This is a genomic window from Rhodohalobacter sp. SW132, assembly GCF_003390325.1.
GTDB lineage: Bacteria > Bacteroidota > Rhodothermia > Balneolales > Balneolaceae > SW132.
Window position 1 is genome coordinate 614,779 of record NZ_QUOK01000001.1, and the last position, 19,667, is coordinate 634,445.

Here is a 19,667-nt window from a genome sequence, read left to right on the forward strand (position 1 = left end):
TCAATGACACGGCAGTAGTTCATAGATATGAAATTTTAGGTGAACGATAATAGATAAATGATAGCGGTATAAGCCACTAACTCTGTCTATTATCGGCTGATTTTCGTATTATACTATTCGACTTTCAACCGAATTCATCTATGAAAAAACCAACCGTAGTTGTTGCTTTTGGCGGTGTTTCTCCAGAACACGAAGTCTCTGTCTTAACCGGCGTGCAGGCACTTTCTGCCCTTGAAGATTCTGAGTACCACACGTTACCGCTTTATATCTCGAAATCTGGCAAATGGTTTACAGGGGAGCCTCTTCGTGATCTGAAAAATTACGAAAAACTCGATACACTCATTGGCAGCTCAACCCCCTGTGTGCTAACCCACAACAGAGACGGTGCACCGGTCATTAAAACTCTCCCGGATGGATTGTTTTCAAAATCATCCGAATTTCCTGTCTACGCCGTTTTGACCTCATTTCATGGATCAGCCGGGGAAAACGGTTCCTTCCAGGGAATTTTCGAGGCATACAATATCCCCTATACCGGCAGCGGGGTGATGGCATCCGCCATCGGCATGGATAAAGTTACAGCCAAACGATTATGCGCATCTGAAGAGATTCCGGTAGTTGAAGACATCGATTTTACTGAAAAAGATTGGATTGAAAACAAAGATGTTCTTCTTCAGAAAATCTCCGCTTTAGGGGAGTCTGCTGTTGTAAAACCGGTACATCTCGGCAGCAGTATTGGCGTTGAAGTGGTAAAAAGCACCGAAGAGACTATAACAGCTGTGGAGACCGCATTCAGGTACGATGACCACCTGATGGTTGAAAAAGCAATCTCCCCTCTCATGGAGATCAATTGCTCCGTTCTTGGCACTGCGGATAAGTGCAGGGCAAGCGTTTGTGAACGCCCGGTTGGACGTGAAGAACTCCTCTCATTCACTGATAAATATCAAAATGATGAAGCCGCGAAAGGTATGGCCGCGGCGGATCGCATTATCCCCGCCGATATACCTGATGAGCTCGCTGAAAACATCCAGGAAACGTCAGTTCGCGTTTTTAAACTGCTCCAATCCTCCGGGCTTGCTCGCCTGGATTTCCTGGTCAACGCAGATACCAATACCTTTTACTTTAATGAAATCAATACAATTCCGGGGTCTTTCTCCTTCTATTTGTGGAAAGAGAATGGAATTGATTTTAAAGATTTACTTGTGGAGCTCATTGAAATTGCGATTCAACAACACCAAAAAAAGAATGGGCGCGTTCAAAGCTACGAAACAAACTTACTGAGCCAAAAAGCCGTTAAGGGTATGAAAGGTTTAAAAAGATCAAAATAGCGAATGGCACATTCTATAAAATTTTCCGGAAATCTACTTTTATTCATTTTATCTCTTCTTCTGCTGACATCCTGTGGCACAACCGAAGAGGTTCGTACTATTGAGGAGGGGCCCAGAACGCCCGGCGATCGAACAGCCGAAGAGACAGATACGGATCAGCTCTTCCAGGAACTCACCGTGGGTATGATTGATCCCGTGGATAACCTGGATCCGCTTTTTGCAAACAATCTGAGCACTATGCGGATTCTGTCCTTAATATATGACGGCTTATTTACAATAGACCGTGATGGGGAGGTAGTACCCGCCATTGCCGACAGTGTAAATATTTCAGACGATGAACGAGTCTACACAATCACACTAAATAACGACCTGTTTTTTCATGATAGTTCCGCTTTCATGAGCGGTATTGGCCGGCGGCTGCAGGCAGCAGATGTGAAGTGGGCATTTGAACGCACCGCACGCGCAAATGTACCAACCCGGGCCTCTGAGCTTTTAAAGAACATTCAGGGATATGAGGAATATTTCGAAGATCAGCGTAATATATATGACACTGAACGACGCACACGCGGTGAAGTAACCGGGATCAGAGTTCTGGATTCCAGGACCATTGAATTTCGTCTTCACGAACCGGATTCCGATTTCTTAAGAAAACTCGCGTCACCCTATTTATTTATATATCCGCGGGAAGTTATCCAGCGAGATGGATTCTCTCTTAAATCGAACCCGGTAGGTACCGGCGCATATACATTTATCAATCGGTCTGAGAATTCAATCGAATTGTCAAAAGACAATTCAGACCGGATGGCCGACCGTTTAACCCAGCCGAATCTCAATAGAATTGAATTTGTGTACTACCCCAGTGAAAGTGATCTGTTCCAGGCGCTTGCCCAAAATAATATCGACTGGATCCCGGAAGTCGGTCCGGAAACGTACTATACAGCTTTTACACCAGAAGGTGACCTTGAACCCGGGTATCAAAATGAGTATGTAATTTCAAGCGGAGGGGAACGTCAGGTAGATTTATATCTCAATCAGACACGAAGAGTTAATATAAACTGGCTGCATTACCGCCTTTCAGAGATTGAAGTCGATACTGCTACAACAGGCAGATATTTAACCATCAATCAGCCACCTCCTGAGGTAGATTCCGATCAGATTGGTGAGCCCGACGACCGATACCTGGTCACATTTACGAGTGATCTGTTTGCAAGAAACCTTCTCTCTAATATTCAGGCTCAATATCTTGAACCGGACTCTGAATTTAATTTGTCTGATTTACGAACACCAGTATCACGTTCCTCAATTTACACCATCTCAACAGACTCTTTTCACCGACAGATTGTCCGTCCGCGTCCATCATGGATCACCTACGTTACCCCGGTTTATGGTCTTCACCATCAAAATATTGATGGAATCATTAATCATCAGACACCCTGGAAGTTGTTTGTTGAGGATATACGGGTTGAAAATGGAGATCAACCATGAAACTTGGTGTGATCGCCAATCCTGAAAAATATTCCATAAAAGAACCTCTGAACCGATTGCTGAACTGGTGTAGTGAAAATGATCACCAGATAACGGTATCCAAAGAATTCAAACAGTCTGTATCCGGCGTTGAATTTAACAGTGAACTCCATGTCGCTGAATCGGAAAAAGAGTGTATTTCCGAATCTGATTTTATCATTGCCATTGGCGGCGACGGAACCATGCTGCACACAGCCAAATATGTTCGATACTCCGATTCCCCCATCCTTGGCGTAAATACCGGAAAGCTCGGTTTTATGGCTAATGTTCAGCCCGACCAGATTGAATCCGCCCTGCACGACCTCCAAAGCGGCAATTTTGATATCGATAAACGAGCCATGCTTCAGGGGGTATCACGGGAAGGTGACATCTATTATGCGCTGAATGAATTTCTTTTTACCAAAAAGGATACTTCTTCCATGGTATCCCTGAAAGCATCTTACGACGGATACCTGCTGAACCATTTCTGGGCGGATGGCCTGTTAATATCCACTCCAACCGGATCTACGGCGTATAATCTTTCTGCAGGCGGTCCCATTGTAATGCCCGGCACTCCCGTAATGATCGTTACACCCATCAATCCGCATACGCTAACAACACGACCGCTCGTGCTGCCCTCCGATAAAAATCTGGTAATTGAAGTTGAAGACCAGCCGGATCATATCTTATTTTCAAGTGATGGCAGGATGTCCGATCAAACACTTTCAGATATGACCATCTCTAAGAGTGATCTGTCCGTAAATCTGGTGATGCTAAAAAATCAAAACTATTTTAAAACATTGAGAAATAAGTTGATGTGGGGTCTTGACAGCAGAAAAGCACCGGGGGATTCCTGAAAAATCTATTTTAAACGAAGAACAATTCATAAAAAGATAAATCAAATCAATACGTAGATATGAAAGTAACTGTAGTAGGAGCAGGTGGTAATGTAGGATCAACCGTGGCACTGAGCGTGGCACAACGTGATTTTGCCAAAGAAGTCGTAATGGTTGATATTGAAAGAAAAGAGGATGACAAAACATTTTACCCCTCAAAAGGACGTGCACTCGATCAGTGGGAAGCTTCTCCGATCCACGGATTTGATACACGCCTGACCGGAACGGTAGATTATGCAGACACCAAAGATTCAGATGTATGTGTAATTACAGCAGGTGTTCCCCGAAAACCCGGAATGAGCCGTGACGATCTCCTCGAAATCAACGCTAAAATCGTCGATTCAGTTTCAAAAGAACTGGTAAAGCATTCACCCGATACAATCATCATTGTGGTTTCAAATCCGCTTGATGTGATGACTTATGTTGCACATGCAGCAAGCAGTCTTGATGACAGCAAAGTGATGGGTATGGCGGGAATCCTGGATACGGCACGTTACCGGTCTTTCCTCGCTGAAGAGCTGAATGTATCCCCCAAAGATATTCAGGCGCTGCTCATGGGCGGGCACGGCGATACGATGGTCCCCCTGCCGCGTTACACCACTGTAGCCGGAATCCCTGTAACCCAGCTGATCGATTCCGATAAACTCGACGCAATTGTGGACCGAACCAAAAAAGGCGGTGGTGAGATTGTAGGGTTGATGGGTACATCAGCCTGGTACGCACCCGGAGCTGCTGCAGCACAAATGGTTGAGGCGATTATGCTCGATCAAAATCGCATTTTCCCATGTGCAGTGAAACCGTCAGGACAATACGGAATTGACGATATTTTCATCGGACTTCCCGTAAAACTGGGCCACGGCGGAATCAAAGAGATCATTGAGGTTGACTTAGATGAAAAAGAACGAGATCTTTTAGATAAGTCAGTTACTGCAGTCCGCTCCACGATGGGCGACTTCAACAAACTGATGGATAACTAAATCGCAAATAAACGAAGACTGGTTCTTCACTACTTGCACTTAACCCCGTTTCGGTCTCCGATTCGGGGTTTTTTATTGACTTTTCTTTTTTACGCTCCTCTGCCTCTCCCCATATTTTCTCTCCGCCGCACCGCAGAACATTAGGATTTGTAACAATGGCGCTCCTTTTTTCTCTTGTAAATAGGCGGTTAGCCAACCGGGCATTTTCTAATTCGTAAATATTAGAAAATTTTAATATTTTAATAAGACAACCCTTCTTAAAGGACTCTGATGATAGGCTACAGTGAGGTCATACAAACAATGGCGGCGATGATCATCTTCTCGATGATTCTGATTAATGCCAACTACATGATCCAGCGCAATTCTATAATGCAGATTGACGCGGAACTTGAGCAAGAGGTCATTTCTTTAGGCCAGGAAATTATTGAAGAAGCTCGCGCCAAAGCTTTTGATGAAGTGACCCAGGGAGAAATGCCTCCTACTATAATTCCAGGCGGCTTTACACCTACTTCTGCATTTCCTACCGAGGAAGAACAGCAATTGGCTATTCGGTCAAATTTTTTAGCTTTTGAAGATTTTCATAACTGGAGTGAGGTTATTACTACTCCACATGGTGATTTTCATATAAGCGTGGAAGTGTATTATGTAGACGATATCAATTTTGAAAGAGTAGAAGCTCAGACAACATTCAAAAAAATTGATGTAACGGTAAGAAGTGAATTTCTGAGGGGGATCAATGAGCCCCGAAATTATCAGTTAGAGTTTATTCGAAATTACTACGCTGAGTAGTGTAACAAGGAATACTGTCCATGAATTTAGGAATCGTAACAAGTTATATAGTAGCCGGGGTAATACTTTTAGGTATTGTTATGATGAATATACGCGTTCAAAACAGTGGTGCTGAATTGACTATCTCTCAAATGAACAGACAATATGTAACCGATATTTCGGACATGCTGAATGATGATTTATCTAATATGGGATATGATGTAAATAGAATCACCCGGGATCCCGAAACAGATGTAGTACGAATTATGGATTGTGCACAGTCTCACAGAATCAGGTTTTATAGAAATTTGTGTGAAACTGAGGCAGAGTGCAATGATCCGAATCGAATACCTGAACGTATTGAATGGCGATTTTTGCTTGATAATGAAATCTCTGCAACCAACCCCGCCCACAGGACATTGTTGAGAACGGTAACCGAATTTGACCCTTCTACCGGAGATCCCCTTGCCGTTAATACCCAGGAAATAAATGTAGGCGTAACACAATTCAATATCGAGTACTACGAGACGGTAGGCTCAAATAGCAATATATCACCTGGATGCGGGTCAAATGTGACAAATGTCAGACAGTTTAAAGTTACACTTGAAGTACAAAGTGCTGAAAAAATATATAGTCGTTCATTGGCTGAAGGTCGTTATGTCCGATCGGTTTGGGAAAAACGATTTACTCCTGCAAACTTGCAGATCAATACAAACTAACAGGCAGAGTTATGGGCAGAGCAATGTTAATTATTTGTGCAGGCGTTCTTGTATCACTGGGTATCACCAGTATAAGTACATCCAATCAAGGTAAAATGCTTAACCAAAGCACGGTTAATTACGCAGAATATACCATGGCCAAGAACTCGGCGCACACAGCTATCCAAATAGCGACACAACACATCAACCAGAATGAAGACTGGCCAAACCAATATAATAGTGAAACAAATTACTGGAATCCCACAATTCAGGGACTGGAAGTACGGCTACATACGGAATTCGAGGATAATGATTTCTGGGAAACAGGAGAGCACGACCTGCTCTGGTTTTATTCCAAAGCACAAATTGGAGAAGAATTTGGAAACAAAATTGTAGAAGTCATTAGTCATTATCGAAAACGACCATTTTTTGAATTAGTACCCGATTTTAGAGGAGCCCTTCAATTACCAACAGATATTGGAGAATTTAATGTAGATGGGAATGCTCACAATATTAGTGGAATTCCGCCCGCTTCAAGCGGCTGTGATATTGGTGATGTAAAACCACCTGTAGTTGTTAATTCACAGGAAACTAAAGATAAACTGATAAATGCCGGTGTAAATCTGGAAGGCAAAGAAGGAGATACAAATCCGGATGAGATTGAGGTAGATTCTGATTTGAACTACGAACCAACAGATGAACTCATTGAGCGCCTCTACCATGCAAATAATACAGTTACAGTTAATTCCGATTACAGTGCCACATTAGGTACCGCTCAGAACCCCGGCGTATTCTTTATTGAAGGTCATGTAAGACTCACCGGACAGCAAACTGAAGGGTTCGGAATTATGGTAATCAGAGCGGATGCCAGCATGGAAATGGAAGATCCCAGTTTAAGCGTTGCGGGTAACTTTGAATTTAATGGATTAGTTATTTTTGAAAACGCTTATGCTTTTGATGGCCGCGGAACACCAACTATAAATGGATCTGTTTTAGTTGGCGAAACACCGGATCATACCGGAGATAAAATCGACATCGACCTGGGTGGTAATATTAACATCAACTACGACTGCAAAGGCGAGATGTATGCTAAAATGGCCGCTGATAATGCCGTGCAGCAGAATAAGTACACTTTGGTGGTTTCATCAGAAAATCTCAAATTCAATTAACATATTTTTGAACCGGCAAAAAAATTGCAGATCGTTTTAACCTCATCTGCTATTTACTGATTTTTATATCCCTCTCTTTAAAATCGTCATCAAAATAGTTGTACCATTTTCTGAATGGCCGGAACGCATTATCTGCATTAAAGGGGCGCCGATATTCGCTGTTCATGCACTCTTCGCTGCAGCATCCTTTATATTTTTCGGCTCCCTCCTCGGAGCAGACAAACAGTTTATTACACTCCATATTGGCACAATTGATAAAACTGTCTGCCGGTTTTCCAGTGATCTCACAATGCGCAATCGGCTGCAGATCCCCTTTGTTTACAGGCACTACCAGCCGGTCATCAAATACAAAACATTTTCCTTTAAAATGCTTTCCATCTTCTTCTTTCGCATAATTTAAAATCCCGCCGTGCAGCTGATTCACGTCATCCCAGCCTTTCTGCTTCATCAAAACAGAAAATTTTTCGCAGCGAATCCCGCCGGTGCAGTACATCAGCACTTTTTTATCTTTGGGTATATCAGACTCATCAAGCCACCTTGGGAAATCATAAAAATTCTCAACCTGCGGTTTGATAGCTCCCTCAAAATGTCCGACTTCACTTTCATAGTCGTTTCGCACGTCGATCATCACATAATCCTTGTTCGACTCCATCGTTTCGCGCCACTCCGATGGCGACAGATGCCGGCCGCCCTCTTCCGGATTAAGTCCGTCGACATGAATCGAAACAATCTCCTCCCGAACTTTACAGGTAAGGCGCGGAAATGGAATCGTATCCGCTTCTTCGGTTTTAAATTCGGTCTCTTCAAATCCATCCAGCGACCACACATACTGCCTGTAGGCTTCCATCTGTTCAGGTGTGCCGCCGAGCGTACCGTTCAGGCCCTCTTTGCCGATATAAACCCGGCCTTTCACATCCAGATCCTGCAGAAATGCTTTATGCGCTTTACAAAACTGCTCAGGCTCCCGGATTTCTTTAAACTTGTAGTAGAGAATGACTTCGTAACTCATAAAAAAGAGACGATAAACTTTATTGATCCGTTATTTTTTGCTAACCCGTTAAATTACGATCTTTTTAACCCTTTTCGTACCCAAAAATATCCCTTTGTTTAGATTTCCCGCACTTTCCATTCTATTGGTTTTGATCTCAGTGATGATCTTTACCGATCGTGCATCCGGTCAGCAGAGTGCCTTTCACTCAGGCCACCCGGTGTTGGATCAGATTCGTGCAGCAGAATCAGCCGGTGAAATCAGTAAGGATGAATCGGTACTGCAGATGTTTTACGCAGGCTATAGCCCCGAACGACTGAATGACGCATTTACACCCGCTGATGGAGGTTCGCCAATAAAATGCATGGTGCCATTTTATCAGCACTATAACGAGGTGAAACCTGAACTCTCTTCAGCCACTATTGCAGAAATTGAAGAACTCACCTATCACTCCCGAACGGCAACGGAGTTCAGTTATGTCACACCATCTGGTAAGTTCATTCTCTATTACGATACCACCGGCACGGATGCTGTTCCTGCTGAACAGACATTGCAGGAAGCCGTGGACGAAAACATCCCCGATTATATATGGCATGCCGCTTTTGCCGCTGATTCATCCTACAGGCACCAGGTAGAACAGCTCGGTTTTACCGATTTTATACTCAGCTCTCCCTACGAAATTGATTTTCAAAATTTTGGTTTTTACGGAACGACAACACGGTCTGGCTCCACATCATATATCACCCTTCATTCCAACTTTAACGGATTTCCGTTGAATACGCACCCCCTTGGCAACCGGATCGGCGCACTGTATGCCACTATTGCCCACGAAATCAAACATGCCATCCAGTATGCAGCAAACCGATGGAGAGGCAGTGCCGGATCTTTCAACTGGATAGAAATGGATGCCACCATGATGGAAGAGATTGTTTTTGAAGATGTAAATGACTACTACAACTATATCCGATTCTCCTTTAATTCTGATCAGCCGAGCAACAATTCTATTTTTGGAAATCCACAAGACCCAACTCCCGGCGCCTACTGGCACGTAACCTGGATGCTCTTTTTTGCTGAAAAATTTGGCATGGATTTCTGGGTGGATGTCTGGGATGATGTGGCCCATCAGCCTGAAATTCTCTTTACGGATGCTATCGAACTTCAGCTTGGTTCCCGCGGCGAAACGTTTGAATCTAATCATCTCCAAAACTTAACGTGGCATCTGGGATCCGGTCAGCGTTTTGGCGGTGCTAATTTCGGTTTTGAAGACAGGGTGAATTATCCTATTCCGTTCATACAATCTGAACTATCTGCCATACCCGACAGTGCATCAAATACCTCACTTCGATCCCTGGGCGCCCATTATTTCCATGCGTCCGCTTCCGGACCCGCCCTTGGATCACCGCAAATTCTGTTAAATTCCCCCACGCCCGGAGTTGGTGTGGGCGTGATCGGTATTTTTCACGATGGTTCATCCGAAAAGCGAATAGCTACCCAGAGCAATCAAAGCACACCAACAAACCTCGAGCTTGTTACCGGCTGGAACTGGAGTGATCTGTCAGATCTTTATATATCCGTCGTGAACACGAACCGCACCCGCACGGCCGACTATACCGTTGAAGTCCGCTCAGCTCTCCCTCAGCAGTCTCTGCTTGCAAATAACTACCCAAACCCGTTCCGCACAGCAACAACGATCGAATTTTCACTGCTTTCAGAGCAAAAAGTTCGGCTTGATGTATTTGATTCTCTTGGCCGACGGGTTTCTACTCTACTTGACAGAACCCTGGATGAAGGTGTTCACCAGGCTGATTTTAACGGCTCAGGCCTTGCTTCGGGCGTTTATTTTTATCGCCTGATTACGGATAGTGATATTACTACAAATAAAATGCTGCTAATCAAATAAACCGGATTTCTCAATTCTCCCCTCTTGAGATCAGCTCAAGTACGATATAATCCGCAAGTTTAAGTCCCTTTTCAGTTAAACGAAGCTCCGATTGTTCGTTATCAATTTTCTGCATGAATACGCAGTTTCGCTCTTCCTGAATTCTCAGCCAGTCCCGCTGACGATCATTCAGCTTATAACCATATTTCCCACTCAGCTCTTCCGTCGTGATACCTGATACGGTTCGCAGCCCAAGCATTAATCGTTCTTCTGCCAGGGTGGTGAGAGTCAGATCTTCCACTTCATCCTGAAGTGAATCCCAATTCTTTTCCAGGTACGGTTTGATATCCGGTCGATTTCTCCAGCGCCGGGCACCATTTTTATTCCAAAGCAGAGAGTGAGCAGACGGGCCCAGCCCAAGATAGTTCACATGTTTCCAGTAGTTACTGTTGTGAACTGCCTCTTTTCCCGGTTTGGAAAAATTGCTGACTTCGTAGCGCTGAAGCCCGGCCATCCTCAGTTTATCCTGCACAAGCGTAAAATGAGCTTCTACAGTATCATCTTCCGGGGGCTGAATTCGTCCCAGTTCCACCTGTTTCCCAAGTCTTGTTTTCGGTTCAATTGTGAGGGAGTAAGCTGAAATGTGCGGCGGATCGAAACTTAGCAGCCGGTCAATGTCTTTCTCCAAAGCCTGCAGGCTCTGACCGGGGTTGCCATAAATAAGATCTGCCGTAAATGATGAGAACCCGGTTTCGCGGATCAATTCCAGCGCACGTACAGCCTCGTCCTTTGTATGGGCGCGGTTCATGAATGAAAGCAGATCTGGATCAAAAGACTGCACGCCCATGCTTACCCTGGTAAACCCAAGATTTTTCAGTTGATGCAGATATTCCTTCGAAACGTCATCCGGGTTCATTTCGATGGTCGTTTCGTCAGACTCAACATCAAAAACATCATCCAAAACAGTGAGAATATCGCTGAGCTGCGCTGAAGTGAGGAGTGATGGGGTGCCGCCGCCAAAGTAAATAGTTCGGATTTTTTGTGCGGAAAATGGTTTATCCCGATAAGATTTGATCTCTTCAATCAGTGCATCTACAAACGGCTGGCGGAGCTGATCGCGGGTAAGAAAGTAAAAATTGCAGTAGCTGCACGCCTGTTTACAGAACGGAATATGCAGATAGATTCCAGCCATACCGATTTGAATGAGATTTGAAATGGATCACTTAGTCAGGCAGGTTCAACATCCGCTGATGACCTCAGGATGTTTACGCCATCTATTTTGAATCGGCCTTCTCTTCAGGTGTGTAAAATGGATTCGATTCGTAGGTATCCACCTGCCGGTATGTTCGCTGATATTTCACATAATTTTCTGCGGATGTTTTGATCGACTTCATCTCCTCATCCGTTAATTTCCGTGCTTTTTTAGCGGGTGAACCCATGTACAGGTATCCCGATTCAAGTGTTTTACCGGGCGGCACAAGTGTTCCTGCGGCAACGATCACATCAGATAGAATAACCGCCTCATCAAGTATCGTTGCGTGAATTCCAATCAGTACCCGATCGTGGATTGTACAACCATGAACCATCGCATTGTGGCCAATGGTCACATCATCACCAATGACCGTCGGGCCGGTCTGGTTCATTACGTGAATAGAAGCGTTGTCCTGAACGTTCGTGCGCTCCCCGATCCTGATATAGTTAACATCACCCCGGATGGTTGAGTTGAACCATATGGAACTATCCGCACCGATTTTCACGTCACCAATGATATCGGCACTGGGTGCTACGAAAACCGAATCATTATACTCAGGGGAGCGGTCTAAAAACTGGTAGATCATCTTTTTTAGTTGGTGCGATACATTTGCAGCTCAACAATAGACTTAAACTGCTCGTAGCTTTGAGGGTTCTGCTGAAGTTTTCGTCCGTTCACAAAAAAGGTTGGCGTTGAATTCACTGTTCTCCGCAGTCCTTCCTGTCTTTGATATTCCACACGTTCTGCAATTTCATCTGACTCTACATCTTCGCGAAACTGATCCATATCCAGACCAATTTCTTCGGCATATCCTTGAAACAGCTCCCATGCATTACCTCGCGACCACTCCGCCTGGTTCTCAAAAATCAGGTCGTGCATATCGTAAAAATGTCCTTGTTCCCGCGCAGCTTCGGCAGAATGAGCAGCCAGACGGCTAAACTGGAATCCGCTCAGCGGAAAGTGACGGTAGTTAAATTCCACCATATCGCCGAACTCATCTTTCAGCCTTTGTTCTAAAGGCACAAAATCTCTGCATGCCGGGCATTGAAAATCGCTGTATTTCAATATTTCAACTTTTTGTGCTGTTCGCTCCCCTTGAGCAGAAGATGAGCTGTTATCGGAATTCCCGGACAAACCATAATAAAGTGCTCCGCCGGCGATGAGCAGAAAAGCAGCAAACAGAGCAATTTGTACATTTTTGTTATTCATAGAATCGATTTTTTAGAAAAAATATTAGATTTAAAGATACTCTGATTTCGGGTAAATATCACCGCCGATGTGGTATGATTTTATCCCGAAAATTACCTGCAGGTGCGTTAAAAGTTAACAGTCCTTCAAAGTCATCGGATGAGTCACACACAAATCGTATATTGATCCGGAATGACTCGATTTTTCGATAAACTCATCCGATGACTTCATAACATTTAATCGATGATCCACCACTACGCTTGATTTGCCAATTTCGCCTTGTAAGCCATAGCGTAAATTTTCATCTGTTTAATCATAGATGCAAGGCCATTAGATCGTGTTGGGGATAGATGCTCCTGCATACCGATTTTTTTTATGAACTCAGGATTGGTGGCCAATATGGTATCGGGTTCTTCACCGGAATAGAAATTAACCATCAATGCAACAAGGCCTTTCGTAATGGCAGCATCGCTATCAGCCCTGAAAATCACCTTACCTTCATCAAGCTCTGTAGTCAGCCACACTTGCGATTGACATCCACGCACAAGGTTTTCTTCTATTTTATGTTCATCTTCAAGCGGAGAAAGTTTTTGACCTGTTTTTATGATGTACTTATAACGTTCCTGCCAGTCGGACAGTGCTTGAAATTCCCGGATAATTCGATCCTGCTTTTCCTTTATAGTCATTGTAAAAAATCTGAACTGATAAAAATTGATTCCTTTATGGAAGATATAAAATATTACGGGAAATCTGTCCCATGATCTCAACCAGGGTATGTTCAGATATGATCAGGAATAGCCAAATCAGGGAAGCCCAAAACAGAAAACGCCGGGCTATACCGGCACTTTCTGGTGATGCTGTGATAAGAAAACTGGTTAATGGTTACGCGCGTTTTTCAGAAGATACTTCTGTTGAAGTTGCCCCTTTAATCGCTTTCACAGAGGTGCTTTCGGCATCCCAATCAGGCTTTGCGTAATCAATAACTTCAACATAATCGCCCTCTTTGGTTTTAATCCGGAATTGCTCCGTATTGGGTTTTCCATCCAATACCACTTTGAAATGGTTGATTACTTTTCCGATATCACTTTCGTGAATAAAGTCTGTGAGATCTGTTTTGTTAATCTCGGAACCTGTAATTCCCGTAATCTTGGAAAAATTGTCCGTAACGTATTCAAATTCAAACTGACCCTCATCAACAGGCACCAGTTTGTAGCTAAAATCCCGCGCCTGGTCAAACATACTTTCTATACCCTCACCCTTGCCAGACAGCATGGATAGAATTCTTTTTTGGAGTGATTTATTCTGAAACGCTATCCGAATTATTTTTTGCCCGTTTGCTGATAACAGACGTGCTTTCGCTTCTACTTCAATATTTGTTCCTTTTTTGTTGATAATTTCAAGATCGTAGGTCTGATCATCAAAATCACTTGGCTTAAATACATCAAATTTATGGCGAAAATTTTCTACGAGTTCATCCGAAAGAATCTCCCATATTTTTTTCTTCTTCAGCTCTTCTTCATCAAAACCTGTAAGATCACGAAACGCTTTATTTGAGGTTACAATATTTCCCTGCTCGTCGAGATCAACAAGTGTTTTCTTCGATTCTTCCGTAAGTTTATCAAATTCAACTTCGGTATCCACGATCCGTTTCTCTGAACGTTTTCGCTCTGTTATATCGTGCTGATAGGATACCCAGTGCGTGATTTCGCCATCGCGATTTGTTAGCGGATGAATATCCCACTGGTTGATGAATTCAGTTCCGTCTTTTCTGTAATTTACGGTGTGCCCAAAAAAGGATTGACCATCTTTAAGTCTCTTTTTCAGCTTATCAAGAACTGCGCGGTCTGTTTTTTCACCTTGCAGCATCCGTGGTGTATTTCCGATTGCCTCTTCACGAGTATAACCCGTCATACGAGTAAAACCATCATTTACGTAGACGATCTCAGGTCCCGGCTTCTCAAGATTCAAGTTTGTAATTAAGATTGAGTCATAATCACTTCGAATTGAATTTTCGAGTAGCTGCAGATGATTTTCAGCCTGTTCTTTTTTTGCTGTTATTTCCTCAAATAAAGCCTGTAGTTCTTCAGCTGATTTTTGATTTTTTGCATATTTCTGTATGGCATCTTTAATATGCTGATCCATAAAACTCTTCTTAGGTTAAAAATAAACTCACAGGAAGCTATAGCTTGTCACCTGCACAATTTTCTACATACTGAACACGACAGATTTGCGCTATAATTCCGTGTTTACTCAAATTTTTGAAATTATATATTTACTACACAAGATTAGTAGAAACAATAAGATAGCCTATGATATAAAATGAAAAATCCAATCTCTCCCGATATTTTAATCTTTTTAACCGGGAGCTCTGAGAAGGAAACTAAGATCAACCCTCCATAAATGTAAAAATGCCGGCATACTTTTTACCGGTATTTTTTATTCAAAGATTAGCGCAATATGATTTTAGCAATCGTATTCAGCTGCATATTGGAGGTGCCCTCGTAAATTTTCCCGATTTTTGAATCACGAAAATACTTTTCCACCGGGTACTCTTTTACATACCCGTAGCCGCCAAAAAGATCAACAGCCATTGAACTTAGATTTTCAGCTACTTCAGAACTGTAGTATTTAGCCATCGCTGCTTCTTTTAAAAAGGGTTGATTATCCTCTTTCAAACGAGCCGCATTGTAAACCAGAAGCCTGGCCATTTCAAGTTCAGTTGCCATTTTCGCAAGCTGAAACTGGACGCCCTGGAAGTCTGAAATTGCCTGATCAAACTGTTTTCGTTCTTTTGTGTATGAAATAGCCGCATCGAGCGATGCCTGGGCAATTCCAATCATTTGCGCACCAATTCCAATCCGACCCTCATTAAGAGTTTCAATGGCTACTTTATATCCTTTACCCACGGTTCCAAGTATATTCTCTTTCGGCACGCGAACATTTTCAAGCAGTATTTCACAGGTAGAACTTGCACGTATTCCAAGCTTGTTCTCTTTTTTTGATACCGAGAAGCCCTCCATATCCCGCTCAACTATGAATGCGGTTATACCTTTGTATCCGGCGGATGAGTCAACAGTTGCGAATACCAGAAAAATATCTGCCTCATTCGCATTTGTAATCCATAACTTGGTTCCATTCAGGATGTAATCATCACCGTCCTCTTTGGCCGCACATTTAAGAGCAAACGCGTCGCTTCCTGAACCGGCTTCCGACAGGCAGTACGCACCCACTTTTTCAGTTGCCAGCTGGGGTAAAAATTTCTCCTTCACTTCATCAGAACCCCACCGGATAAATGCGTTGTTCACCAATGTATTCTGAACATCCATAAAAACCCCCACGGATGCATCCACTCTGGAAATCTGCTCAATGGCAACAATACTCATCATAAAAGTGCCGCCGCCGCCCTGGTACTTTTCCGGAATTTCAATCCCCATCAGGCCCATTTCAAAAAACTGTTTGATCAGGCCCGGGTCAAGTTTAGCATTCTCCTCCATCTCCTGAACTTTCGGCTGAATAATGGTATCCGCAAAATCGGCAGCTGCCTCTTTCAGCATCTGTTCGTCTTCCGTGAGTTTTGTCAGGGGCGGCATTTTTGAGTCTTCGAGAGTCATATTCTTTTAATGCTTGATAAAATTTTCTTTTTTGAGCCGGGTACAGCTCACTGTCTGTGAATGTATGGATTTTGGAGCAGAGTCTCTTTCCGATACATGTCGCAAAGATAGTGAATAGGAAGCGCTTTTATTACCTGTTTCAAAATTTTAATGAAGTCGCCCTGTCGAAAATTACCTGTGACCGGAACGTTTTCTGCAGAATTGATTTAACACAATCATTGTTTACAAGCGGAACCCTTATGATTATATTAATAAGATATGTCAAAATTCAAACTTCATTCTCCCTGGGAACCTGCAGGCGATCAGCCAAACGCGATCAAAGAGCTCACCCAGGGCATTGAGCACGATGATAAATTCCAAACATTGCTTGGAATAACCGGTTCCGGCAAAACGCGTACAATCGCAGGTGTGATTGAAAACGTGCAGAAGCCTACGCTTGTAATGAGCCACAATAAGACGCTTGCCGCTCAGCTTTATCGTGAATTCAGTGATTTCTTCCCTGAAAACCGGGTTGAATTTTTTATCTCATACTACGACTACTATCAGCCGGAAGCCTACATTTCGAGCCAGGATAAGTTTATTGAGAAAGATTTATCGATTAATGAAGAAATTCAGCGGCTCAGGCTCCGGGCAACCAGCTCGCTGCTATCCGGCCGTAGAGATGTGATTATTGTCTCCTCGGTTAGCTGCATTTACGGAATCGGCTCTCCATCAGAATATGAAAAACTGATCGTAACTCTGAAGACCGGCATGGAGATTCCAAGAAACACACTTCTCTACGATTTTGTGGATCTGCACTACAGGCGAAGCGACCGCGATTTTACCCGCGGCACGTTCCGCGTACGCGGCGATGTGATTGATGTTTACCCCGCTTATTCCGAAGAAGGACTGCGCATTTCCATGTGGGGTGATGAAATCGAAACCCTGGAAGTTTTTGATATCGATACCGGGAAGATTCTGGACAGTGTTGAAGAGTTTCGAATTTATCCTGCATCTCATTATGTAACGTCCAAAGACCGCCTGAGTGATGCGATCGAACAAATCCGACAGGAGATGTACTGGCGGGTGGACATCCTGAGAGATGAACAGAAATTTCTGGAAGCCAAGCGGCTGGAGCAGCGCACTACGTTTGATATTGAGATGATGCAGGAGATCGGGTATTGCTCTGGAATTGAAAACTATTCCCGCTACCTGAGTGCGCGAAAACCGGGTGAGCGCCCCTACTGCCTCTTCGACTATTTTCCGGATGATTTCATGCTGGTTGTGGATGAGAGTCATCAAACCGTACCGCAGATCGGAGCGATGTACGGCGGTGATCGCTCCAGAAAAGTTGAGCTTGTTGAACACGGGTTCCGCCTGCCATCCGCACTCGACAACCGTCCGCTTACGTTTGAGGAATGGGAATCGATGATCAAACAAGCTATTTTTGTGAGCGCCACACCGGCTGATTATGAACTTGAACAATCAGATGGTGTCTACGTAGAACAAATTATCCGGCCAACCGGACTGATGGAACCCGAAATAGAAGTCCGTCCGCTTGGAAACCAGGTCGATGATCTTTTAGATGAAATTCAAAAGCGGGTAGAAAAGAATGAGCGCGTCTTATGTATCACACTTACAAAACGCCTGAGTGAAGAACTCAGCGAATACCTGAAAGGGCTTGGAATCAGCGCTGCCTATATGCACAGTGAGCTCGACGCCATGCAGCGGGTTGAAGTGCTGTACAAGTTCCGGCGAGGTGATTTTAGCGTGCTCGTTGGAATTAACCTGCTCCGTGAAGGAATTGACATCCCGGAATTAAGCCTGGTTGCTATCCTGGATGCTGATAAAGAAGGTTTCCTCCGATCAGAGACGTCGCTGTTTCAGATCGTGGGTCGTGCTGCCCGTAATGTTAAAGGGAAAGCCATTCTTTATGCTGATAAAATGACCAAAAGCATCAAAAAAGTTGTTGAAGAGACAGATCGCCGGCGAAAGATTCAAAAAGAATACAACGAAAAACATGGTATTACACCAAAAACAATCGTTAAAGAACTGAAGCCACTGGTTGATCCTTCTCTTATTTCCACTAAAGATTTTGATCTCGATTCAGGCGTAAAAACCGATGATGATTACCTTGAAGTTGTAAAAGTTGCTGAAGATGGCATCCAATACAAGCCAAATCCTGCAATGAAAGAAGTTACATTTGAAAGCAAGGATAAATTTATCGATTATTTGCGTGACTCGATGTTGCAGTCAGCGAAGAATATGGAATTCGAAGAAGCTGCCCGCATCCGCGATCAAATTGAAAAACTTGAAAAAGAACTCTGAACCCAACATACACCCATGAGTAAAATCGACTTTTTTAAAACCTTTATTAAAGATCGCGACGTAGCATCTGTTATTCCCACTTCTATGAGGTGCGTAAAAAAAGTGTGTACCCATATCGATTTTTCCCAAGATTTTACCCTTGTTGAATACGGCCCGGGAAATGGAGTGTTTACCAAATATCTTCTGGATAAGATGACAGAAGGGAGCCGCCTTATACTTATCGAAGCCAATGAAGATTTTGTGACTGAACTGAATGAAACCATTAAAGATCCGAGGGTTTCCATCAACAATGTACTTGCCGGTGATGTAGAAACCGTTCTGGATCCCGATCAGGTCGGAAATGTGGACTATGTACTTTCAGGTATTCCCTTCTCCTTTCTCAAAAAAGATCGTAAACGGGCGGTTCTAATTGCCACAAAACGAATTTTGAAGGATGGGGGAAAATTTATCGCCTATCAAACCAGCGGGCACCTGAAAAAACCGGTTATGGAGGTTTTTGGCAATTACGATATCGAATTTGAGATGCTCAATATTCCGCCCTACCTGATTTACGACGTAGTGAAAAACAGCAACGGAGCTGAATCAGCTGCAGGTAAAACGGGAAGCTGAACCTGGAATCTGTCACCATAAAAAAAGCCCTGAATGAATGTATTCTTTCAGGGCTTTTTTGTAGAAAATAGTTAGTACAGCTTCCTGCCTTTCACGATCCGATAGGATTGTAGAAATCTTAATTCTCTTCGTCAGGATCGTCCTGCTGAGGAATTGCCGGCTGTGACTGCGAAGGCGCCGTAAAATCATTCATTTCGCCAGGTTGTTCCTGCTGCAGGCCTGGTACTCCCTGCTGCTGGATTGTGCTTTGCCCGGATCCTCCGCGATCGATGGCAAAATTTGCAAGGACACTCAGTGCCAGAAAAAGTGTTGCAAGAATCGTTGTGGTTTTTGAAAGTAAATCTGCGGTTCGTCTGGCTCCCATTGCAGCACCACCGGCCATACCCGCGGCAAGACCACCGGTGAGCCCCTCTTTCTGACCCGGCTGCAGCAATACAACTACAATCAATAAAATTGCGATGAGCGTGATCAGTGATATGATAATTCCGTAAAGCATA

At 43.7% G+C, this 19,667-nt stretch carries 18 protein-coding genes; 10 read left to right on the forward strand and 8 right to left on the reverse strand.

Translation table 11 applies throughout. The features are described 5' to 3' along the window. Positions 1 to 140 precede the first annotated feature (140 nt). From DYD21_RS02625 to DYD21_RS02655, 7 genes are all read left to right on the forward strand, one after another. A complete protein-coding gene (locus DYD21_RS02625) occupies positions 141 to 1,325 on the forward strand; it encodes a D-alanine--D-alanine ligase (RefSeq protein ID WP_116031852.1) in 1,185 nt (394 codons plus the stop codon). Positions 1,326 to 1,328: 3 nt separating this feature from the next. Beyond that, entirely contained in the window at positions 1,329 to 2,810 is a 1,482-nt protein-coding gene (locus tag DYD21_RS02630; protein ID WP_116031856.1) for an ABC transporter substrate-binding protein, read from the forward strand. Next, positions 2,807 to 3,685, forward strand: a complete 879-nt coding sequence (locus tag DYD21_RS02635; protein ID WP_116031859.1) for an NAD(+)/NADH kinase — start codon at positions 2,807 to 2,809, stop codon at positions 3,683 to 3,685. Before DYD21_RS02630 ends, DYD21_RS02635 begins: the two co-directional genes overlap by 4 nt. 59 nt (positions 3,686 to 3,744) lie before the next feature. Next, the gene (gene mdh, locus DYD21_RS02640) at positions 3,745 to 4,701 is read left to right on the forward strand and encodes a malate dehydrogenase (RefSeq protein WP_116031862.1); all 957 of its coding nucleotides are present in this window, start codon (positions 3,745 to 3,747) and stop codon (positions 4,699 to 4,701) included. Between the two features lie 270 nt (positions 4,702 to 4,971). After that, the gene (locus DYD21_RS02645; protein WP_116031866.1) at positions 4,972 to 5,490 is read left to right on the forward strand and encodes a hypothetical protein; all 519 of its coding nucleotides are present in this window, start codon (positions 4,972 to 4,974) and stop codon (positions 5,488 to 5,490) included. A 20-nt stretch (positions 5,491 to 5,510) separates the two neighbouring features. Further along, a complete protein-coding gene (locus DYD21_RS02650; protein WP_147303475.1) occupies positions 5,511 to 6,188 on the forward strand; it encodes a hypothetical protein in 678 nt (225 codons plus the stop codon). A gap of 11 nt (positions 6,189 to 6,199) precedes the next feature. After that, the gene (locus DYD21_RS02655; protein ID WP_116031873.1) at positions 6,200 to 7,336 is read left to right on the forward strand and encodes a hypothetical protein; all 1,137 of its coding nucleotides are present in this window, start codon (positions 6,200 to 6,202) and stop codon (positions 7,334 to 7,336) included. 49 nt (positions 7,337 to 7,385) lie between these two features. Here DYD21_RS02655 and DYD21_RS02660 read toward each other — a convergent pair whose 3' ends face one another. Next, entirely contained in the window at positions 7,386 to 8,345 is a 960-nt protein-coding gene (locus DYD21_RS02660) for a rhodanese-related sulfurtransferase (RefSeq protein WP_116031877.1), read from the reverse strand. Between the two features lie 94 nt (positions 8,346 to 8,439). Between DYD21_RS02660 and DYD21_RS02665 the strand changes: the two genes are divergently transcribed. After that, complete coding sequence (locus DYD21_RS02665; RefSeq protein WP_116031880.1) at positions 8,440 to 10,224, forward strand: T9SS type A sorting domain-containing protein; 1,785 nt, start codon at positions 8,440 to 8,442, stop codon at positions 10,222 to 10,224. 10 nt (positions 10,225 to 10,234) lie between these two features. Here the strand turns inward: DYD21_RS02665 and hemW are convergent, their stop codons facing one another. The 6 genes from hemW to DYD21_RS02695 form a co-directional block, all read right to left on the reverse strand. Continuing rightward, the gene (gene hemW / locus DYD21_RS02670) at positions 10,235 to 11,395 is read right to left on the reverse strand and encodes a radical SAM family heme chaperone HemW (protein WP_116031884.1); all 1,161 of its coding nucleotides are present in this window, start codon (positions 11,393 to 11,395) and stop codon (positions 10,235 to 10,237) included. Positions 11,396 to 11,477: 82 nt separating this feature from the next. Beyond that, on the reverse strand, positions 11,478 to 12,041 hold the full coding sequence (locus DYD21_RS02675) for a gamma carbonic anhydrase family protein (RefSeq protein ID WP_116031887.1): 564 nt from the start codon (positions 12,039 to 12,041) through the stop codon (positions 11,478 to 11,480). A 5-nt stretch (positions 12,042 to 12,046) separates the two neighbouring features. Further along, entirely contained in the window at positions 12,047 to 12,664 is a 618-nt protein-coding gene (locus tag DYD21_RS02680; protein ID WP_116031890.1) for a thioredoxin domain-containing protein, read from the reverse strand. Between the two features lie 233 nt (positions 12,665 to 12,897). Continuing rightward, positions 12,898 to 13,329: a SufE family protein gene (locus DYD21_RS02685; protein WP_116033432.1), complete on the reverse strand. Its 432-nt coding sequence runs from the start codon at positions 13,327 to 13,329 to the stop codon at positions 12,898 to 12,900. Positions 13,330 to 13,525: 196 nt separating this feature from the next. Beyond that, positions 13,526 to 14,785 carry a PAS domain S-box protein gene (locus DYD21_RS02690; protein WP_116031894.1) on the reverse strand — a complete coding sequence of 420 codons (1,260 nt, stop codon included), beginning with the start codon at positions 14,783 to 14,785 and terminating at the stop codon, positions 13,526 to 13,528. A 305-nt stretch (positions 14,786 to 15,090) separates the two neighbouring features. Further along, entirely contained in the window at positions 15,091 to 16,254 is a 1,164-nt protein-coding gene (locus DYD21_RS02695) for an acyl-CoA dehydrogenase (RefSeq protein ID WP_199535450.1), read from the reverse strand. 258 nt (positions 16,255 to 16,512) lie between these two features. Here DYD21_RS02695 and uvrB point away from each other — a divergent pair, with 258 nt between their 5' ends. Both uvrB and DYD21_RS02705 read left to right on the forward strand, forming a co-directional pair. Then, the gene (uvrB, locus tag DYD21_RS02700; RefSeq protein WP_116031897.1) at positions 16,513 to 18,561 is read left to right on the forward strand and encodes an excinuclease ABC subunit UvrB; all 2,049 of its coding nucleotides are present in this window, start codon (positions 16,513 to 16,515) and stop codon (positions 18,559 to 18,561) included. A 15-nt stretch (positions 18,562 to 18,576) separates the two neighbouring features. Further along, the gene (locus tag DYD21_RS02705; protein WP_116031901.1) at positions 18,577 to 19,170 is read left to right on the forward strand and encodes a class I SAM-dependent methyltransferase; all 594 of its coding nucleotides are present in this window, start codon (positions 18,577 to 18,579) and stop codon (positions 19,168 to 19,170) included. A 118-nt stretch (positions 19,171 to 19,288) separates the two neighbouring features. Here the strand turns inward: DYD21_RS02705 and secG are convergent, their stop codons facing one another. Beyond that, positions 19,289 to 19,666 carry a preprotein translocase subunit SecG gene (secG, locus tag DYD21_RS02710; RefSeq protein WP_116031904.1) on the reverse strand — a complete coding sequence of 126 codons (378 nt, stop codon included), beginning with the start codon at positions 19,664 to 19,666 and terminating at the stop codon, positions 19,289 to 19,291. Between the last annotated feature and the right edge of the window lies 1 nt (position 19,667).

Coding starts and splice junctions, on each gene's coding strand:
- DYD21_RS02625 (WP_116031852.1), top strand. CDS start 141: ATGAAAAAACCAACCGTAGTTGTTGCTTTTGGCGGTGTTTCTCCAGAA.
- DYD21_RS02630 (WP_116031856.1), top strand. CDS start 1,329: ATGGCACATTCTATAAAATTTTCCGGAAATCTACTTTTATTCATTTTA.
- DYD21_RS02635 (WP_116031859.1), top strand. CDS start 2,807: ATGAAACTTGGTGTGATCGCCAATCCTGAAAAATATTCCATAAAAGAA.
- mdh (WP_116031862.1), top strand. CDS start 3,745: ATGAAAGTAACTGTAGTAGGAGCAGGTGGTAATGTAGGATCAACCGTG.
- DYD21_RS02645 (WP_116031866.1), top strand. CDS start 4,972: ATGATAGGCTACAGTGAGGTCATACAAACAATGGCGGCGATGATCATC.
- DYD21_RS02650 (WP_147303475.1), top strand. CDS start 5,511: ATGAATTTAGGAATCGTAACAAGTTATATAGTAGCCGGGGTAATACTT.
- DYD21_RS02655 (WP_116031873.1), top strand. CDS start 6,200: ATGGGCAGAGCAATGTTAATTATTTGTGCAGGCGTTCTTGTATCACTG.
- DYD21_RS02660 (WP_116031877.1), bottom strand. CDS start 8,345: ATGAGTTACGAAGTCATTCTCTACTACAAGTTTAAAGAAATCCGGGAG.
- hemW (WP_116031884.1), bottom strand. CDS start 11,395: ATGGCTGGAATCTATCTGCATATTCCGTTCTGTAAACAGGCGTGCAGC.
- DYD21_RS02675 (WP_116031887.1), bottom strand. CDS start 12,041: ATGATCTACCAGTTTTTAGACCGCTCCCCTGAGTATAATGATTCGGTT.
- DYD21_RS02680 (WP_116031890.1), bottom strand. CDS start 12,664: ATGAATAACAAAAATGTACAAATTGCTCTGTTTGCTGCTTTTCTGCTC.
- DYD21_RS02685 (WP_116033432.1), bottom strand. CDS start 13,329: ATGACTATAAAGGAAAAGCAGGATCGAATTATCCGGGAATTTCAAGCA.
- DYD21_RS02690 (WP_116031894.1), bottom strand. CDS start 14,785: ATGGATCAGCATATTAAAGATGCCATACAGAAATATGCAAAAAATCAA.
- DYD21_RS02695 (WP_199535450.1), bottom strand. CDS start 16,254: ATGACTCTCGAAGACTCAAAAATGCCGCCCCTGACAAAACTCACGGAA.
- uvrB (WP_116031897.1), top strand. CDS start 16,513: ATGTCAAAATTCAAACTTCATTCTCCCTGGGAACCTGCAGGCGATCAG.
- DYD21_RS02705 (WP_116031901.1), top strand. CDS start 18,577: ATGAGTAAAATCGACTTTTTTAAAACCTTTATTAAAGATCGCGACGTA.
- secG (WP_116031904.1), bottom strand. CDS start 19,666: ATGCTTTACGGAATTATCATATCACTGATCACGCTCATCGCAATTTTA.